This is a genomic window from Streptomyces regalis (assembly GCF_001509475.1).
GTDB classification, from domain to species: domain Bacteria; phylum Actinomycetota; class Actinomycetes; order Streptomycetales; family Streptomycetaceae; genus Streptomyces; species Streptomyces regalis.
The window spans coordinates 38,482-53,878 of sequence record NZ_LLZG01000368.1; the positions used below are offsets into that span (position 1 = coordinate 38,482).

The 15,397-nt window shown below is 70.8% G+C and carries 14 protein-coding genes; 4 read left to right on the plus strand and 10 right to left on the minus strand.

Annotated elements, in window-relative coordinates; genetic code table 11:
• Positions 1 to 75: 75 nt before the first annotated feature.
• Positions 76 to 747: an endonuclease NucS gene (gene nucS / locus ADL12_RS34770; RefSeq protein ID WP_062709784.1), complete on the minus strand. Its 672-nt coding sequence runs from the start codon at positions 745 to 747 to the stop codon at positions 76 to 78.
• 265 nt (positions 748 to 1,012) lie between these two features.
• On the opposite strand from nucS, the gene ADL12_RS34775 reads away from it, so the two are divergent.
• Positions 1,013 to 1,405 carry an SCO5389 family protein gene (locus ADL12_RS34775; RefSeq protein ID WP_062709786.1) on the plus strand — a complete coding sequence of 131 codons (393 nt, stop codon included), beginning with the start codon at positions 1,013 to 1,015 and terminating at the stop codon, positions 1,403 to 1,405.
• A 115-nt stretch (positions 1,406 to 1,520) separates the two neighbouring features.
• Here the strand turns inward: ADL12_RS34775 and ADL12_RS34780 are convergent, their stop codons facing one another.
• On the minus strand, positions 1,521 to 2,549 hold the full coding sequence (locus tag ADL12_RS34780; protein ID WP_062709787.1) for an LLM class flavin-dependent oxidoreductase: 1,029 nt from the start codon (positions 2,547 to 2,549) through the stop codon (positions 1,521 to 1,523).
• Between the two features lie 223 nt (positions 2,550 to 2,772).
• Between ADL12_RS34780 and ADL12_RS34785 the strand changes: the two genes are divergently transcribed.
• The gene (locus ADL12_RS34785; protein WP_062709788.1) at positions 2,773 to 3,114 is read left to right on the plus strand and encodes a hypothetical protein; all 342 of its coding nucleotides are present in this window, start codon (positions 2,773 to 2,775) and stop codon (positions 3,112 to 3,114) included.
• Positions 3,115 to 3,133: 19 nt separating this feature from the next.
• On the opposite strand, the gene ADL12_RS34790 is transcribed toward ADL12_RS34785, so the two are convergent.
• From ADL12_RS34790 to mce, 7 genes are all read right to left on the minus strand, one after another.
• Positions 3,134 to 4,003, minus strand: a complete 870-nt coding sequence (locus tag ADL12_RS34790) for an ABC transporter permease subunit (protein ID WP_062709789.1) — start codon at positions 4,001 to 4,003, stop codon at positions 3,134 to 3,136.
• Complete coding sequence (locus ADL12_RS34795; RefSeq protein WP_062709790.1) at positions 4,000 to 5,235, minus strand: ABC transporter ATP-binding protein; 1,236 nt, start codon at positions 5,233 to 5,235, stop codon at positions 4,000 to 4,002. Before ADL12_RS34795 ends, ADL12_RS34790 begins: the two co-directional genes overlap by 4 nt.
• A gap of 144 nt (positions 5,236 to 5,379) precedes the next feature.
• Positions 5,380 to 6,150: an ABC transporter permease gene (locus ADL12_RS34800; protein ID WP_062709791.1), complete on the minus strand. Its 771-nt coding sequence runs from the start codon at positions 6,148 to 6,150 to the stop codon at positions 5,380 to 5,382.
• A 2-nt stretch (positions 6,151 to 6,152) separates the two neighbouring features.
• A complete protein-coding gene (locus ADL12_RS34805) occupies positions 6,153 to 7,118 on the minus strand; it encodes an ATP-binding cassette domain-containing protein (protein ID WP_062709827.1) in 966 nt (321 codons plus the stop codon).
• Positions 7,119 to 7,204: 86 nt separating this feature from the next.
• Positions 7,205 to 8,140, minus strand: a complete 936-nt coding sequence (locus ADL12_RS34810; RefSeq protein WP_062709803.1) for a coiled-coil domain-containing protein — start codon at positions 8,138 to 8,140, stop codon at positions 7,205 to 7,207.
• 183 nt (positions 8,141 to 8,323) lie between these two features.
• Positions 8,324 to 12,172 (minus strand): polarized growth protein Scy, encoded by a 3,849-nt coding sequence (scy, locus tag ADL12_RS34815; RefSeq protein WP_062709806.1) that lies wholly within the window; start codon positions 12,170 to 12,172, stop codon positions 8,324 to 8,326.
• A 231-nt stretch (positions 12,173 to 12,403) separates the two neighbouring features.
• Positions 12,404 to 12,844, minus strand: a complete 441-nt coding sequence (gene mce, locus ADL12_RS34820) for a methylmalonyl-CoA epimerase (protein ID WP_062709809.1) — start codon at positions 12,842 to 12,844, stop codon at positions 12,404 to 12,406.
• 148 nt (positions 12,845 to 12,992) lie between these two features.
• Between mce and ADL12_RS34825 the strand changes: the two genes are divergently transcribed.
• Positions 12,993 to 14,195: an acetyl-CoA C-acetyltransferase gene (locus ADL12_RS34825; protein WP_062709812.1), complete on the plus strand. Its 1,203-nt coding sequence runs from the start codon at positions 12,993 to 12,995 to the stop codon at positions 14,193 to 14,195.
• Between the two features lie 50 nt (positions 14,196 to 14,245).
• Entirely contained in the window at positions 14,246 to 15,202 is a 957-nt protein-coding gene (meaB, locus tag ADL12_RS34830; protein ID WP_062709815.1) for a methylmalonyl Co-A mutase-associated GTPase MeaB, read from the plus strand.
• A 5-nt stretch (positions 15,203 to 15,207) separates the two neighbouring features.
• Here the strand turns inward: meaB and ADL12_RS55735 are convergent.
• Positions 15,208 to 15,397 (minus strand): hypothetical protein (locus tag ADL12_RS55735; protein WP_208614678.1); only part of this gene is annotated, 190 nt, incomplete at its 5' end.

Here is a 15,397-nt window from a genome sequence, read left to right on the forward strand (position 1 = left end):
GGGTCCGTTCCTCGGACGCGGCCCTCACCGTCGTAGAACTGTCAAAAACTGCCAGGGATTGCCGACAACCGCGCGTCAGAACAACCGCAACTTGTCGTCCTCGATCCCGCGCATCGCGTCGTAGTCCAGGACCTGGCAGCCGATCCCACGGTCCGTGGCGAGGACCCGGGCCTGCGGCTTGATCTCCTGTGCCGCGAAGACGCCCCGGACCGGCGCGAGATGGGGGTCCCGGTTCAGCAGCTCCAGATAGCGCGTGAGCTGCTCCACGCCGTCGATCTCGCCGCGCCGCTTGATCTCGACGGCGACCGTCTGGCCCTCGGCGTCCCGGCACAGGATGTCGACCGGCCCGATGGCCGTCATGTACTCGCGGCGGATGAGCGTGTAGCCCTCGCCGAGGGTTTCGATGCGGTCGGCGAGCAACTCCTGGAGGTGCGCTTCCACGCCGTCCTTGATCAGGCCGGGGTCCACGCCGAGTTCGTGCGAGGAGTCGTGGAGGATCTCCTCCATCGTGATGATCAGCTTCTCGCCCGCTTTGTTGGTGACCGTCCAGACATCCTTCTGCTCGCCGTCCCCCTCCTTCAAAGTGCAGGGCGGCGACATCCAGTTCAGGGGCTTGTAGGCCCGGTCGTCCGCGTGGATAGAGACGCTGCCGTCCGCCTTGACCAGGATCAGACGGGGCGCCGAGGGCAGGTGGGCGGTGAGCCGGCCCGCGTAGTCGACGGAGCATCGGGCAATGACGAGACGCATGGTCGGCAACGCTACTCGACGGGTCCCGGTCGACGCGATTCGCCCTGGGGGAGTCCGTATGACCCCGGACTGCCCCTGTTCATTTCTGGCCGATTGTGTGCCTAACGGGGACCGCCCATGTACGCATTCTGCTGGTGCCGTCACCGTCTGTTGCCTACCGTATTAAACGGGAGGTCGCGAGGCGTGTACGCAGAGTGTCCGATATCGCGAACTCCCCTATCTGTCCGGCAACCCCTGGTGTTCTGGGGGTGCGAGAGGAGAACCCATGTCGCTCGACGTCTCACCGGCCCTACTCGAACAGGCCGAGCGAGGCGAGGTCGACGAAGCCGAATTCGTCGACTGCGTCCGGACCTCCCTGCCCTATGCATGGGAGATGATCAGCTCCCTGGTGGCTCAGCTGAAGGTCGACGGCGGTCAGTTCGCCGACAACCAGACGCCCCCGCCGGACGAGCAGGCACGTGGCCAGCTGCTGCGTGCGCTTGCGAGTGACGCGATACGCGGCGCGCTGCAGCGGCACTTCGGGGTGCGACTGGCCTTCCAGAACTGCCACCGGGTGGCGGTGTTCCCGCTTGACGCCTCGGTCGACGAGACGCTTGCCCGCTTCACCTCGGTCCGCAGTCAGCTGCTGAACCAGTCCCCGGAATTCAGGGACTGCTGACGCACTGAACCGCTTGCTTGCCGCTCCGTACGCGGGAGGTGCAATCAGTACTGGGGCGGCAAGCCCCCTGGATCGGGCGTTCAGTCATGACGGAGCCGTCCTGCGGCAGGGCGATTCAGCCGAGGTGCGGCAGCACTTCGGCGCCCAGCCGCCGTACGTTCTCCTCGGTCGCCGCCAGGTCGCCCGAGCCCTCGACGAGCAGGGCGAAGCGGGAGATGCCGGTCCGTTCGCTGGTCGCCGCCAGGCGGTCGGCGCACAGGCGCGGGGTGCCCACCGGGTGCAGCCCGCAGAGCAGTTCGGTGTACGCCAGCGGGTCGCGCATCGCGCGAGGGCGGCCGTCCACCGTCACATGGGCCTCCAGGCCCTGCCGGAGCCAGCCCGGCATCGCCTTCGTCAGGGTCTCGACCGCGTCCGTGCGCCGGTCCGCGATCTGGCAGACGCCGGCCGAGACATGGGCCGCGCCGAGAATCTCCTCCGCCGGACGCCCGGCCGCGCGGGCGTGCTCCCGCCACAGGGCGACCATCTCGGCCTTCTCCTCGTCGCCCACGTGCATCCCCAGCAGCATCGGCAGCCCGCGCTCGGCCGCCAGGCGCACGCTCGCCGGCGATGTGCACGCGACGACGACCTCGGGCCCCTCGGCGTCCGTCAGGCACTCCGACGGTCTTGGTACGACAGGGACTTCACGGAAACCGAAACGGTCCCCGGCGGCCGCGACCGAGGGCTCGCGCAGCCAGCGCACGAGCAGATCGAGTGATTCCGGGAACCCCTCCTCGTACGCCCGAAGACCCGAGCCGAACACCTCCAGGTCGACCCACGGCCCGCCCCGCCCCACACCCAGCGAGAACCGCCCGCCGGAGGTGATGTGCAGCAGCGCGGCCTGTTCGCCGAGGGCCACCGGGTGCACGGTGGGCAGCACGCTGACCGCCGTGCCGACCCGCAGTCGCTCGGTGCGGCCGAGCAGTAACGCGGCCAGGGTGATCGCGGACGGACAGGTGCCGTACGGCACGAAGTGGTGCTCGGCCAGCCAGACCGAGTCGAGCCCCGCTTCCTCGGCGACCTCGGCGGTGCGGACCGCGCGGTGCAGCGCCTCCCCGTCGCCCTGCCCCGGGAACCGGGCCGCCAGTACGAAACTTCCTACGTGCATTGCCTTTTCCTGCTTCCTTGGCTCCGACGCGGAGCTCCCCCGCCCGGCATAACCGTCTGACACGTGCCGAGGACACGGCTTGGCGAAGGGATTTGCGGATTGTCTGCAGAATGAAGCGCCGGGGTGAGGGACTTGTGGGGGTTGGTGCCGTACGACTACCCCTGTCCGTGCCGCGTAGGCTGGACATGACCCGTGCATCCTGTATAGCCCCGAGAGGTGTTCCGTGTCCCCGCGTCGCAACCGACCCAACGGCCCTAAAGGAGCCGCCTCGTCCGGAAGAAGCGCCGAGGACGACAGCCCGGTCCGCTACGGCGGCTGGCAGTCGGCCGAGAGCTGGCAGGGCGAGGACTGGAACGTACGGCATGTGGCGGGCGCGAGCGCGCAGGGCAAGGCGTACCGCTGCCCGGGCTGCGACCAGTTGATCCCGGACGGCGTCCCGCACGTGGTCGCCTGGCCGGACCACGCGGGCGTCGACGACCGCCGCCACTGGCACAGGGCGTGCTGGAACGCGAGGGACCGCCGCACCACGCGGGTGCAGCGGTCCCGTAACGCGCCGAAGTTCTAGCGGTTCCGGCCGGGTCGGCTCACACGTCCCGCTGCTCCAGCAGGGCATAGGCGCCGGCGAACGCGGCGGCCGTCACGACGAGCATGATCCACAGCGGGTCCCAGCCGGACGGGCCGGTTTCGCTCAGGGACTGCTCGTAGAAGACGCTGAGCTGGTTCGGGATCGAGTACTCGAACAGGGCCCGCTGCAGGTCCTCCAGCGACTGCGAGAACATGAACAGCGCGATGACCAGCGGCGCCAGCAGCACGCCGATCATGATCGTGATCGCGCCCGCCGAGTGCCGGATGATCGAGCCGACGACGAGCGAGAGCAGGCCGAGCAGCGCGATGTAGAGCGAGATGCCGACCGTGCCCTTCAGCCACTCCTCGCCGCTGGGCTCCCGCGCGTCCAGCATGGCCACGTCCGCGAGGGCGACGAGGAGGACCGACGCCAGCGTCACCACGAACGCGACCGCGAAGAACACGATCGCCTTCGCCGCCAGTACCCGGCCGCGGGTCGGGCACGCGGTCATCGTGGTCCGGATCATGCCGGTGCCGTACTCGGAGGCGGTGGTCAGCACGCCGAGCGTGATGATGCACATGCTGCCGAGCAGCAGCCCGAAGAAGCCGAACGACAGCGGGTTCTCCTCGCTCAGGCCGGCGCCCGAGGAGTTGGCGGCGACCAGTGCGGCGGCCGCCAGGCCGATGCCGACGACGAGCAGCACGAACACGCCGAGCGTCCACATCGTGGAGCGCACCGAGCGGATCTTCGTCCACTCCGAGGCGAGCGCGTGCCCGAGGTGCGTGCGCACGACGGGGATCGGCGAGGTGTAGGTGGGGTACGACGAGCCGGGCGCCGCCTGCCAGTTCGGTGCGGCGGTCTGCGGCATCGGGGGCTGGGGCGTGCTCATCGGGCGTCCTCGGGCTTGGTCGGGGCGGCAGGGGCGGAGGCAGTGGCGGGTGCGGCGGGCGGCTGAGCCGGGGCCTGCGGGGGTGCGGCAGGGGGCTGAGCCGGGGGCTGGGGCGCCTGCGGGGCCTGCGCGGCGTACGGGTTGGGCACACCGGCTCCGGGCGTGGCTGCGGGCGCGCCAGGGGCGCCGTACGGCCCCTGCCCGCCCTGCTCGGGCGGCGGCGGGGCGTACCAGCCGGGCTGGCCCTGACCCGGGACCGGCATCGGCGGCTGCGCGCCCGGCGGCAGCTGCTGCATCAGCCCTGCCTTCTGGTCGGTCGTCGAGCGGTAGTCGACCGCTCCCTGCGTCATCCGCATGTACGCCTCCTCCAGCGAGGCCTGGTGCGGCGACAGCTCCCACAGGCGTACGTCGGAGTCGTGCGCGATGTCGCTGATGCGGGGGAGCGGCAGCCCGGTCACCCGCAGTGCGCCGTCCTGCTCGGGCAGCACGTGCCCGCCCGCCTCGGTGAGCGCGCCGGCCAGCTTCTCGCGCAGCTGCGGCTCGGTGTCGGGCGTACGGACCCGGGCGAAGCCGGCGGAGTTCGCCGCGATGAAGTCCTTGACGCTCATGTCGGCGAGCAGCTGGCCGCGGCCGATGACGATCAGATGGTCGGCGGTCAGCGCCATCTCGCTCATGAGGTGGGAGGAGACGAAGACCGTCCGCCCCTCGGCCGCGAGCGACTTCATCAGGTTGCGCACCCAGAGGATGCCCTCGGGGTCGAGGCCGTTGACCGGCTCGTCGAACAGCAGCACCTGCGGATCGCCCAGCAGTGCGGCGGCGATGCCGAGCCGCTGGCCCATGCCGAGCGAGAAGCCCTTGGAGCGCTTCCTGGCCACGTCCTGGAGGCCGACCACGCCGAGCACCTCGTCGACCCGCCGGGCCGGGATGCCGGACAGCTGGGCCAGGGACAGCAGGTGGCTGCGGGCGGCCCGGCCGCCGTGCACGGCCTTGGCGTCCAGCAGCGCGCCGACCTGGCGGGGGGCGTTGGGCAGCTTGCGGTACGGGTAGCCGCCAATGGTGACGTTGCCCGCGGTCGGGTTGTCCAGGCCGAGGATCATCCGCATCGTCGTCGACTTGCCCGAGCCGTTGGGGCCCAGGAAGCCGGTGACGGCACCGGGCCGCACCTGGAAGGACAGGTTGTACACAGCGGTCTTGTCGCCGTAGCGCTTGGTCAGGCCGACTGCTTCGATCATGCTCCGCACCCATCGAAAGGATCAGGACAGCAGGGCACACGCCCCCGTAAGGGTTAGGAGCTTATCGGGGAGCTGACGGTTCCACCCATGAGTGAGTAAAGGCTTTCGGCGAGCGAGTAAGGGCTTTCCGCCGCGCGGCCGTCGCTATGCGTCCCGCCGCTTCAGCAGGACGTAACCGCCGGCGAGCGCCGCGATCACCCAGAGCAGCATGATGCCGAGCCCGCCCCAGGGGCCGTACGGGGTGTCGTCGTCGACCGGGGTGACCACCTGCATGATCTTGCTGCCGGCCTGGTCGGGCAGATAGCGGCCGATCTTCTCGGTGGCCCCCACATTGCCCAGGATGTTCGAGATCAGGAAGAAGAACGGCATCAGGATGCCCAGCGACAGCATCGGTGAACGCAGCATCGCGGCGACGCCCATCGAGAACATCGCGATGAGGGTCATGTAGAGCCCGCCGCCGATCACCGCCCGCAGCACGCCGGGATCGCCGATGGCCGCCTTGTGCTCACCGAGCATCGCCTGCCCGAGGAAGAAGGCGACGAAGCTCGTGGCCATGCCGACGACGAGCGCGAGGCCGGTCGCCACCGCGATCTTGCTGAACAGGAACGTGCCCCGCCGCGGTACGGCGGCCAGCGAGGTGCGGATCATGCCGGTGCTGTACTCGTTCGAGACGACGAGCACCCCGAACACGATCATCGCGAGCTGGCCGAGGGTCATCCCGGCGAAGCTGATGAAGGTCGGGTCGAAGGACAGCTGGTCCCGCCGGTCCATGTTGTCGAACTCGTTCTTCGACAGGGCCGAGATCAGCATGCCGAGGGCGATCGTGACCACCACGGCGAGGGAGAGCGTCCACACGGTGGAGGCCACGGACCGGATCTTGGTCCACTCGGAGCGGATCACCTGGGTGGCTGCCATGGTCAGCTCCTCCTCCAGCCTTCGCCCCACGGCTGCTGCTCGGCAGGCTGGGCCTGCGGCGCCGCGGAGTGTGCGTGGTACTCCACCGACTCCGCGGTCAGCTGCATGAACGCTTCCTCCAGCGAGGCCTGTTGCGGGCTCAGCTCATGCAGCACGACCCCGTGCCGCGCCGCCAGCTCCCCGATCTGCTCCGCCTTGCCGCCGTCGACCTCGAGCGTGCCGTTGCCCGCCTCCACGGCCGTGATCCCGGCCGTGTGCAGCACGTCGAGCAGCAGCTCCCGCTGCGGGGTGCGGATGCGGACGTACGACTTCGAGTTCCGCGCGATGAAGTCGGCCATGGACGTGTCGGCGAGCAGCCGGCCCTGTCCGATGACGACGAGGTGGTCGGCGGTCAGCGCCATCTCGCTCATGAGGTGCGAGGAGACGAAGACGGTGCGGCCCTGCGCGGCAAGGGATTTCATCAGGTTGCGGATCCAGTGGATGCCCTCGGGGTCGAGCCCGTTGACCGGCTCGTCGAACATCAGGATCCGTGGATCGCCCAGCAGCGCGCCTGCGATGCCGAGCCGCTGCCCCATGCCCATCGAGAAGCCCTTGGTCTTCTTGCGGGCGACCGACGTGAGACCCACCGTCTCCAGCACCTCCCGCACCCGCCGCCGCGGAATGCCGTTGCTCTGCGCGAGGCACAGCAGGTGGTTGTAGGCGCTGCGTCCGCCGTGCCAGGCCTTCGCCTCCAGCAGGGCGCCGATGTACGTCAGGGGGTCCTTGAGCTGGTCGTAGTGCTTGCCGTCGATACGGACGTCGCCGGCCGTGGGGTGGTCGAGGCCGAGGACCATCCGCATCGTCGTGGACTTCCCGGCGCCGTTGGGACCGAGGAATCCGGTGACGATGCCGGGTCTGACGGCGAAGGTGAGGTTGTTGACCGCCACCTTCTCGCCGTACCGCTTCGTCAGCCCCTCGAGCTCGATCATGCCGCCCACGCTAAAACGCCACAAAGCCCCCTGCCACCGGAGTGGCAGGGGGCTTCACAGATGTTCAGACGACGTACGCCGAACGGTTACCGGGTCTGCTGCGCCGGGACACCGCGGGAGATCGGCTCGTCCTCGGCCGGGGTGCCGGCGGCGGCCACCGCGGCGCCCGTGAGGGTCGCCAGCATCTCGCGGACGTTCGTCAGCTGAGCGTTGATCGAGTCGCGGCGGTTGGTGAGAGCCGCGAGCTCGCGCTCGGATTCCGAACGGATCCGGTCGGCCTTGGCGTTGGCGTCGGCCACGATGTCCTCGGCCTGGCGCTGAGCCGTCTCCACCGTCTGGCGGGCGCGGCGCTCGGCGTCGGTGCGCAGCTTCTCGGCCTCCAGGCGGAGCTGCTCCGCGCGGTGCTCGATCTCCGCGAGGCGCTTCTCGGCCTTGGCCTGACGGGACGCCAGGTCGCGCTCGGACTGCTCGCGGCGCTTGGCGAGGTTCGTCTCGAAGTCGGCGGCGGCCTGCGCGGCCTTGGCGCGGGTCTCCTCGAAGAGGGCGTCGGCCTCCTCACGCTTGGACTGCGCGTCCTTCTGCGCCTCGGAGCGCAGCTGGGACGCGTCACTCTTGGCCTTCTCGACGATCCGGACGCCTTCGTCCTCGGCCTTGGCCTTGCGCTCCGCAGCGAACGATTCTGCGTCGTTGCGGACCTGCTGGGCCGCCGATTCGGCGAGCTCGCGGTGCTGCTCGGCGGCGCGGCGGGCCTCCTCGCGCAGATCCTTGGCCTCTTCCTCGGCGAGGCGGAGGATCTTCTCGACACGCGCGCCGAGACCGGCGTACGACGGCTCCGCGTCGGTTACCTGGGCCTGGGCGTTCTGCGTTTCGAGGTGGAGCTCCTCGATGCGCTTTTCCAGAGCGGTGATGCGGGCGAGAGCGCTGTCACGGTCGGAGACGAGCTTGGAGATTCGTTCGTCCACCTGAGCGCGGTCGTACCCACGCCGCACAAGCTCGAAGCCGTAGGGGGAAGTGTCGCTCATGGGGTTCCTGTCGAATGAGACCGGTGAGGTGATAAGTGGAATCCTAGGGGCCGAAGCGGTGTGTCATCGAGCGGATACGTGTTTGATCTGGAGAATGAGACCCCTTTTGAGTGGCTAACCGTAGGACGGCTTGCCAAAAACTGGGTCAAAGGCCCCAGGAGACACCGGAACCCGCTCGTTGCGCTAGCTCTCTGACGACTTGCCACCCGATCGGGGGGCACCCACTGCGGCACCCGCCTTGACCCCGCCGTCCTTGCCGGCCGACGGTGCCTCGAAGGATTCCAACGCCTCCAGGACGTCCTGGACACGCGAGATCTCGGCGTTGATGTCCTCGCGGCGCCGGACCAGGACCTCCAGCTCGCGCTTGCCCTCCTCGACCGTGCGCTTGGCCTCGCGGATCGCCTCGGCCTTGAGTTCCTCGGCCTCCCTGATCAGCGTGGACCGCTTCTGCTCGGCCTCCTTCAGCAGGCCCTCGGCCTTCTTCACGGCGGCGATGCGGACCTTGCCGGCTTCGGAGTTGGCCTCCGAGACCAGCTCCTTGGCCTTCGCCTGGGCCTTGGCCAGCTGCTCCTCGGCTGCCTTGATGAGGGCGTCGCAGCGGTCGCCGGTCGACTTCATCGTCTCGGCGGACTCGCGGCGGGCCCGCTCGTGCAGCTGCTCGATCTCGCTGGTGATGCGGTCGCGCAGCTCCTCCGCGCGCTCCCTGATCGAGGTGGCGTCCCGGCGGGCGCCGACGAGCAGCTCGTCCGCGTCCGTGCGGGCCTTCTCCACCAGGGAGTTGCCCTCGACCGTCGCCTCGGAGACCAGCCGGTCGGCCTCCTTGCGGGCGGCGCCGACCATGGTGTCGGCCTGTCCCTCGGCGTCCGCGGTCGTCTTGTGCGCCTGCTGCTGCGCCTCGGTGAGCAGCTTGTCCGCCTCGGCCGTGGTCTCGGTGATGAGCTTGTCGACCTGCTCGGCCACGTCCTGGCGCCGCTTGCCCGCGTCCTTGCGGGCCTCGTCGAGGGTGCGCTCGGCCTCCTCGCGCGCGGACGTCACCAGCCGCTCGGCCTCCGCGGCTGCCTTGGCCTTGACCCGCTCCGACTCGCTGCGGATCCGCTCGGCGTGCTGCTGTGCCGACCCCACCGTGTGCGCGGCCTCGGCGCGCAGCCGCTCCGCGTCCGACGTGGCGTCCCCGACCAGCTTCTCGGCCTTGGCGAGCGCGTCGGTGCGCACCCGGTCGGCCTCCGCGATCGTCTCCGACTGCAGCCGCTCCGCCTCGGAACGCGCCTCGGTGATGAGCGTGTCGGCCTGCGTCGCCGCGTCCGACCGGATCCGGTTGGCGTCCTCGCGGGCGTCCGCCCGGGTGCGCGACGCGGCCTGGTCGGCCTCGGCGATCGCGTCCGACGCCTCCGTACGGACCCGCTGGGCGTGCTCGGCGGCGTCCGACCGCAGCCGCTCCGCCTCGGCGATGGCCTCCCCGACCGTCCGCTCGGCGAGGGACTTGGCGGCCTCCGACTCCTCGTTGGCCTCGCGCCGGATGCGGCCCGCGTCCTCGCTGGCCCGCTCCCGCTCGGCGTAGGCGTCGGAGCGGACCCGGTCCGCCTCCTCCTGCGCCTCCCGGCGGGTACGGTCCGCCGCGTGCTCGGCGGCGCTGCGCAGCCCGGTGATCTCCTCCTGGGCCTGCTCGTGCAGCCCGGACACGGAGTCGCGGACCTGCTGGGCGTGCTGCTCGGCCGCCGACACCATCTCGGTGGCGCGCCGGTCGGCCTCCTCGACCAGCCGCACCGCCTCGGCCTGCGCCTCCTCCACCCGCTTGCGGGCGGAGGCCAGCAGCTCCTCGCTCTGCTCGCGGGCCCGCTCGCGCTCCTGGTCGGCCTCCTGGCGGGCGGAACCGAGGGTTTCCTCGGCCTCGCGGCGACGCCGGGTGGCCTCCTCCTGGGCGGCGGCCAGCGTCTCGGACGCCTCGGTGGCGAGCCGCTCGGCGGCGGCCTGCGCCTCCGCGCGAACCCGGTCGGCGGTGTCCTGCGCCTCCGACTTCAGCCGCTCGGCCTCGGCCGCGGCCTCCGACCGCAGGCGCACGGCGATGGCCTCGCCCTCGGCACGGGACGCGGACGCGTCCGAAGCGGCCTCGGTGCGCAGCCGGTCGGCCTCCTCCTCGGCCTGCTGCTGGAGCGTGCGGATCCGCTCGGCGGACTCCGCGCGCAGCCGGTCGGTCTCCTCGGCGGCCTCGCGCCGGATGCGCGCGGCCGCCTCGCGGGCGTCGGTGAGCGCCTGCTCGGCGGCGGCGAGGCGCTGCTCGGCCTCCGACTGCAGCCGCGTCAGCTCCTCGGCGGCTTCCGCGCGGCGGCCCTCTATGGCCCGCTCGGTCTCCTCGTGCAGCTCCCGCGCGGCGCGCTCGGCGTCGGCCTTGATGCCCTCGGCCTGCTCGACGACCTCCTCGCGGTGCCGTTCGGCCTCCTGACGGGTGCGCTGGAGGGTCTCCTCGGCCTGGCGGCGCAGCGTCGTCGCCCGCTCGATGGCCTCGGTGCGGACCTTCTCGCTGTCCGTCGTGGCCTTCTGGCGCAGCTCGTCCGCGTCCTGCCGGGTCTTCGCCAGCAGCTCCTCGGCGGTCTTGGCCGCCTCCTCGATCTGCTGGACGGCCTCCTTGCGGGCCTCCGCGCGGATCTTCTCGCCCTCGGCGACCGCCTCGGAGCGCAGCTGCTCGGCCTCGCCGCGCAGCCGGCGGGCCTCCTCCTGCAGCTCGACCGTCTTGGCGCGGTACTCCTTGGTGTCGTCCTTCGCCGCGCCCTTGAGCTGCTCGGCGATGTCGTGCGCCTCGGCGCGCAGCCGATCCGCCTCGGCCTCGGCCTCGCGGCGGATCCGCTCGGCCTCCTCGGCCGCGGCCTTGGTGGTGTTCTGGGCGTCCTCCTGCGCCTTGTTGAGGACGTCCTCGGCGGTCTTGGCCGCCTTGGACAGCTGGGTCGCGCTCTCCTCGGCGGTGATCGTCCGGGCCTTCTCGGCGGCCTCGGCGAGGAGCTTCTCGGCCTCGGCGCGCGCGTCGGCGACGACCTGCTCGGCGTCCGCCTTGGTGGACTCGGCCTCCTTGGTGGCCTCGCTGACCAGGCGGGCGACCTGCTCCTTCGCCGTACGCATGCGCTGTTCATTGGCTGATTCGGCGCTCGACAGGGCCTTCTCGGCGGCCGTCTTGGCCTCGGCGACCAGCTTCTCGGCCTCGGACTGCGCCTTGCGCAGCGCCTCCTCGGCCTCCGTCATGCGCTGCTCGGCGGCCCGGCTGAGCTCGGTGGCCTGCCGGCGGGCGGCGTCCGACTCGGTCGCGGTGGAGCTGCGCAGCTGCTCGGCGTGGTCGGTGGCCTCCTGGGCCTGCGTGGAGGCGGCGTTCAGCAGCCGCTCGGCGTCCGTGCGGGCGCGGCGCAGGATCTGCTCGGCCTCCGCACGGGCCTCCTCGGCCGCGCTGGTGAGGCGCTGCCGGGCCTCGCCGGTGAGCCGCTCGGCCTCGGCGCGCGCGGTCGCCATGGCCTGCTCGGCCTCGGCACGCGACTCGTCGAGGAGCCGGCGGGCCTGCGACTCGCTGCGGGCGCGCAGCTGCTCCGCCCACGCCACGTTCTCGTTGACGTGCGACTCGACGGTCTGGCGCCGCTCGGCCAGCTCCTGGTCCAGCTGCTGGCGGCGGGTCACCGCCTCCTGGTGCAGCTCGGCCTGGAGGCGGGCGGCCTGCTCGGCGTGCTCCTGGAGGATCCGCTGGGTCTGCGCGCGGGCCTGGCTCAGCTCCCGCTCGGCCTCCTGGCGCAGCTGGTCGGCCTGCACCTGGGCGTTGCGCAGCAACTGTTCGGCCTGATAGCCGATGTCACCGCCGTCGAAGGCCGGCCGGGACATGATGGTGCGCCGCGCCTCGTGCAACTTGGCGCGCAGCACCTCGACCTGGTAGCCGAGGTCCTCGGCGTGCTGGATCGCCTTTTCCCGCTCGGTCTTCAGCCGATCCATCTCGGCCTCGAACCGAGAGAGGTGGTCGACGTCAGCCGCCGGCTCTCGCTCCTGGCGTTCGTAGCCCCGCACTGCGCGGTCCCATCCGTCCCCTGGTCGCAAGTCTCTCCATACGGGCACCGTCCTCCGCCGAACGGGGCCCCCGGGGAATGGTGTCAGATCAACGGCGAAGCACGGGCTGCTGCCCCACCCTCGTCCCCCGAAACCCGGACCCCGGACGGTCCCCCCGCAGGACGGAGGGGCCGGGTCACCCTGGAGTGAGCGGCGACCACCCCCAACCCTACCGGCCCATATGTACGAGGGTCAGTGCTCAGGTGACTCAACAGGCGCCGAAGTGACCAGTTCTGTCAGTACGCCGTGGCAATCCTTCGGGTGCAGGAAAGTGATTCGTGACCCCATGGAGCCGCGCCGGGGCTCTTCGTACAGAACGCGTACGCCCTTGTCCTTGATGTCGGCGGCGTCGCCGTCCACATCCGCCGTACCGAAGGCGATGTGGTGGACACCCTCGCCGTTCTTGTCGAGCCACTTCGCGACGGTGGAGTCCGGGCGGGTGGGCTCGAGAAGCTGCAGGTAGGAGGCACCGCCGTCGTCAGTCTCGTTGATCTTGAGCATGGCCTCGCGGACGCCCTGCTCCTCGTTGACCTCGGAGTGGAACACCTCGAAGCCGTACGTGGCCCGATAGAACTCGACGGTCTTGTCGAGGTCGAAGCAGGCGATCCCGATGTGGTCGATTCGCGTCAGCATGCTGTTAGTGCAGCGCTCCGGAGGTTGTTACGCAACGTGCGAGCGATCACACCGACAGCCCGGTGACGGCACGGAGTGCCACTCAGTACATTCGAAGTAAACCCTCGTTCACTCCTCGGCAGTGCAGCCGGTAAGGGGATCGCAGCTCATGTCTGGATCGAACAGCACGACCTCGGTGATCGTCGCAGGCGCCCGTACGCCCATGGGACGGTTGCTGGGCTCGCTGAAGTCCTTCTCCGGAGCCGACCTCGGCGGCTTCGCGATCAAGGCCGCCCTCGACCGTGCGGGAATCGGCGGCGACCAGGTGCAGTACGTCATCATGGGCCAGGTGCTGCAGGCCGGCGCGGGCCAGATCCCGGCGCGCCAGGCGGCCGTGAAGGCCGGTATCCCGATGAACGTCCCGGCGCTCACCGTCAACAAGGTGTGTCTGTCCGGCCTCGACGCGATCGCCCTCGCGGACCAGCTGATCCGCGCCGGCGAGTTCGACGTGATCGTCGCGGGCGGCCAGGAGTCCATGACCAACGCCCCGCACCTGCTGCCGAAGTCCCGCGAGGGCTTCAAGTACGGCGCGGTCGAGATGATCGACGCGATGGCGTACGACGGTCTGACCGACGCCTTCGAGAACATCGCCATGGGCGAGTCGACGGAGAAGCACAACACCCGCCTCGGCATCCGGCGCCCCGAACAGGACGAGATCGCCGCCCTGTCCCACCAGCGCGCCGCCGCCGCGCAGAAGAACGGCATCTTCGAGGCCGAGATCACCCCGGTGGAGATCCCGCAGCGCAAGGGCGAGCCGGTCGTCTTCAGCAAGGACGAGGGCATCCGCGCGGAGACCACGGCCGAGTCGCTGGGCAAGCTGCGCCCGGCGTTCTCCAGGGACGGCACGATCACGGCGGGTTCGGCGTCGCAGATCTCGGACGGCGCCGCCGCGGTCGTCGTCATGAGCAAGGCCAAGGCGCAGGAGCTCGGCCTGGACTGGATCGCCGAGATCGGCGCCCACGGCAACGTGGCGGGCCCGGACAACAGCCTCCAGTCCCAGCCCTCCAACGCCATCCTCCACGCCCTGAAGAAGGAGGGCCTGGAGGTCTCCGACCTCGACCTGATCGAGATCAACGAGGCCTTCGCCGCCGTCGCGGTGCAGTCAATGAAGGACCTCGGAGTGTCATCGGAAAAGGTGAACGTCAACGGCGGAGCCATCGCCCTGGGTCACCCGATCGGTATGTCGGGTGCGCGGCTCGTCCTGCACCTGGCCCTGGAGCTGAAGCGGCGGGGCGGCGGCGTGGGCGCGGCCGCGCTGTGCGGTGGCGGCGGGCAGGGTGACGCGCTGATCGTGCGGGTACCCAAGGCCTGAGTTCTCCTTTTGTAGGACCTCTGTAGGACCTCTCTGTGAACGGAGCTGTGATGCAGGACGTCTCCACCCTGGTGGCCCAGGCCAGGGAAGGTCGGCCGCGGGCCGTGGCCCGGCTGATCTCCCTGGTGGAGGGGGCGTCCCCGCAGCTGCGGGAGGTCATGGCGGCACTGGCCCCGCTGACGGGCAACGCCTACGTGGTGGGGTTGACGGGCTCACCGGGAGTCGGCAAGTCCACCTCGACTTCGGCGCTGGTGACCGCGTACCGCAAGCAGGGCAAGCGGGTCGGCGTCCTGGCCGTCGACCCGTCCTCGCCCTTCTCGGGCGGCGCCCTGCTCGGCGACCGGGTGAGGATGTCCGACCACGCCTCCGACCCCGGCGTCTACATCCGCTCGATGGCGACGCGCGGCCACCTGGGCGGCCTCGCGTGGGCCGCCCCGCAGGCGATCCGCGTCCTGGACGCGGCGGGCTGCGACGTGATCCTCGTCGAGACGGTCGGCGTCGGCCAGTCGGAGGTGGAGATCGCCTCACAGGCCGACACATCGGTGGTGTTGCTGGCCCCGGGGATGGGCGACGGCATCCAGGCGGCGAAGGCGGGCATCCTGGAGATCGGCGACGTGTACGTCGTCAACAAGGCCGACCGTGACGGCGCCGACGCCACCGCCCGCGAGCTCAACCACATGCTCGGCCTCGGCGAGTCCCGCGGCCCCGGCGACTGGCGCCCCCCCATCGTCAAGACGGTCGCCGCACGCGCCGAGGGCGTCGACGAGGTGCTGGAAGCCCTGGAGAAGCACCGCGCCTGGATGGAGGAGCGCGGAGTCCTCACTGAACGCCGCCGCGCCCGAGCCGCCCGCGAGGTGGAGACCATCGCCGTCACGGCCCTGCGCGAACGCATCGCCGACCTCCACGGCGACCGCCGCCTCGGCGCACTGGCGGAGAAGATCGTCGCCGGCGAGCTGGATCCCTACCGGGCAGCGGACGACCTGGTGACGGGGCTGACACAGGCCTGAGTCCTTCATCGGGCTGCTTTGAGGGGGCGGGCGGCTCGGGGGTGTGCGGGTCCTTTCGTGAGGTGGGCCTGGGTGGCCGGCTTGCGGGTGTGGTGGGCCATTTCGTGCGGTTGCCGCCAGTAAGTCGGCGGCGGGTGGGCGGCGGCGTCCATGGCGGGCCGGCTGTCGGTGCCGGGCTCGGGGGTGTCAGGATCC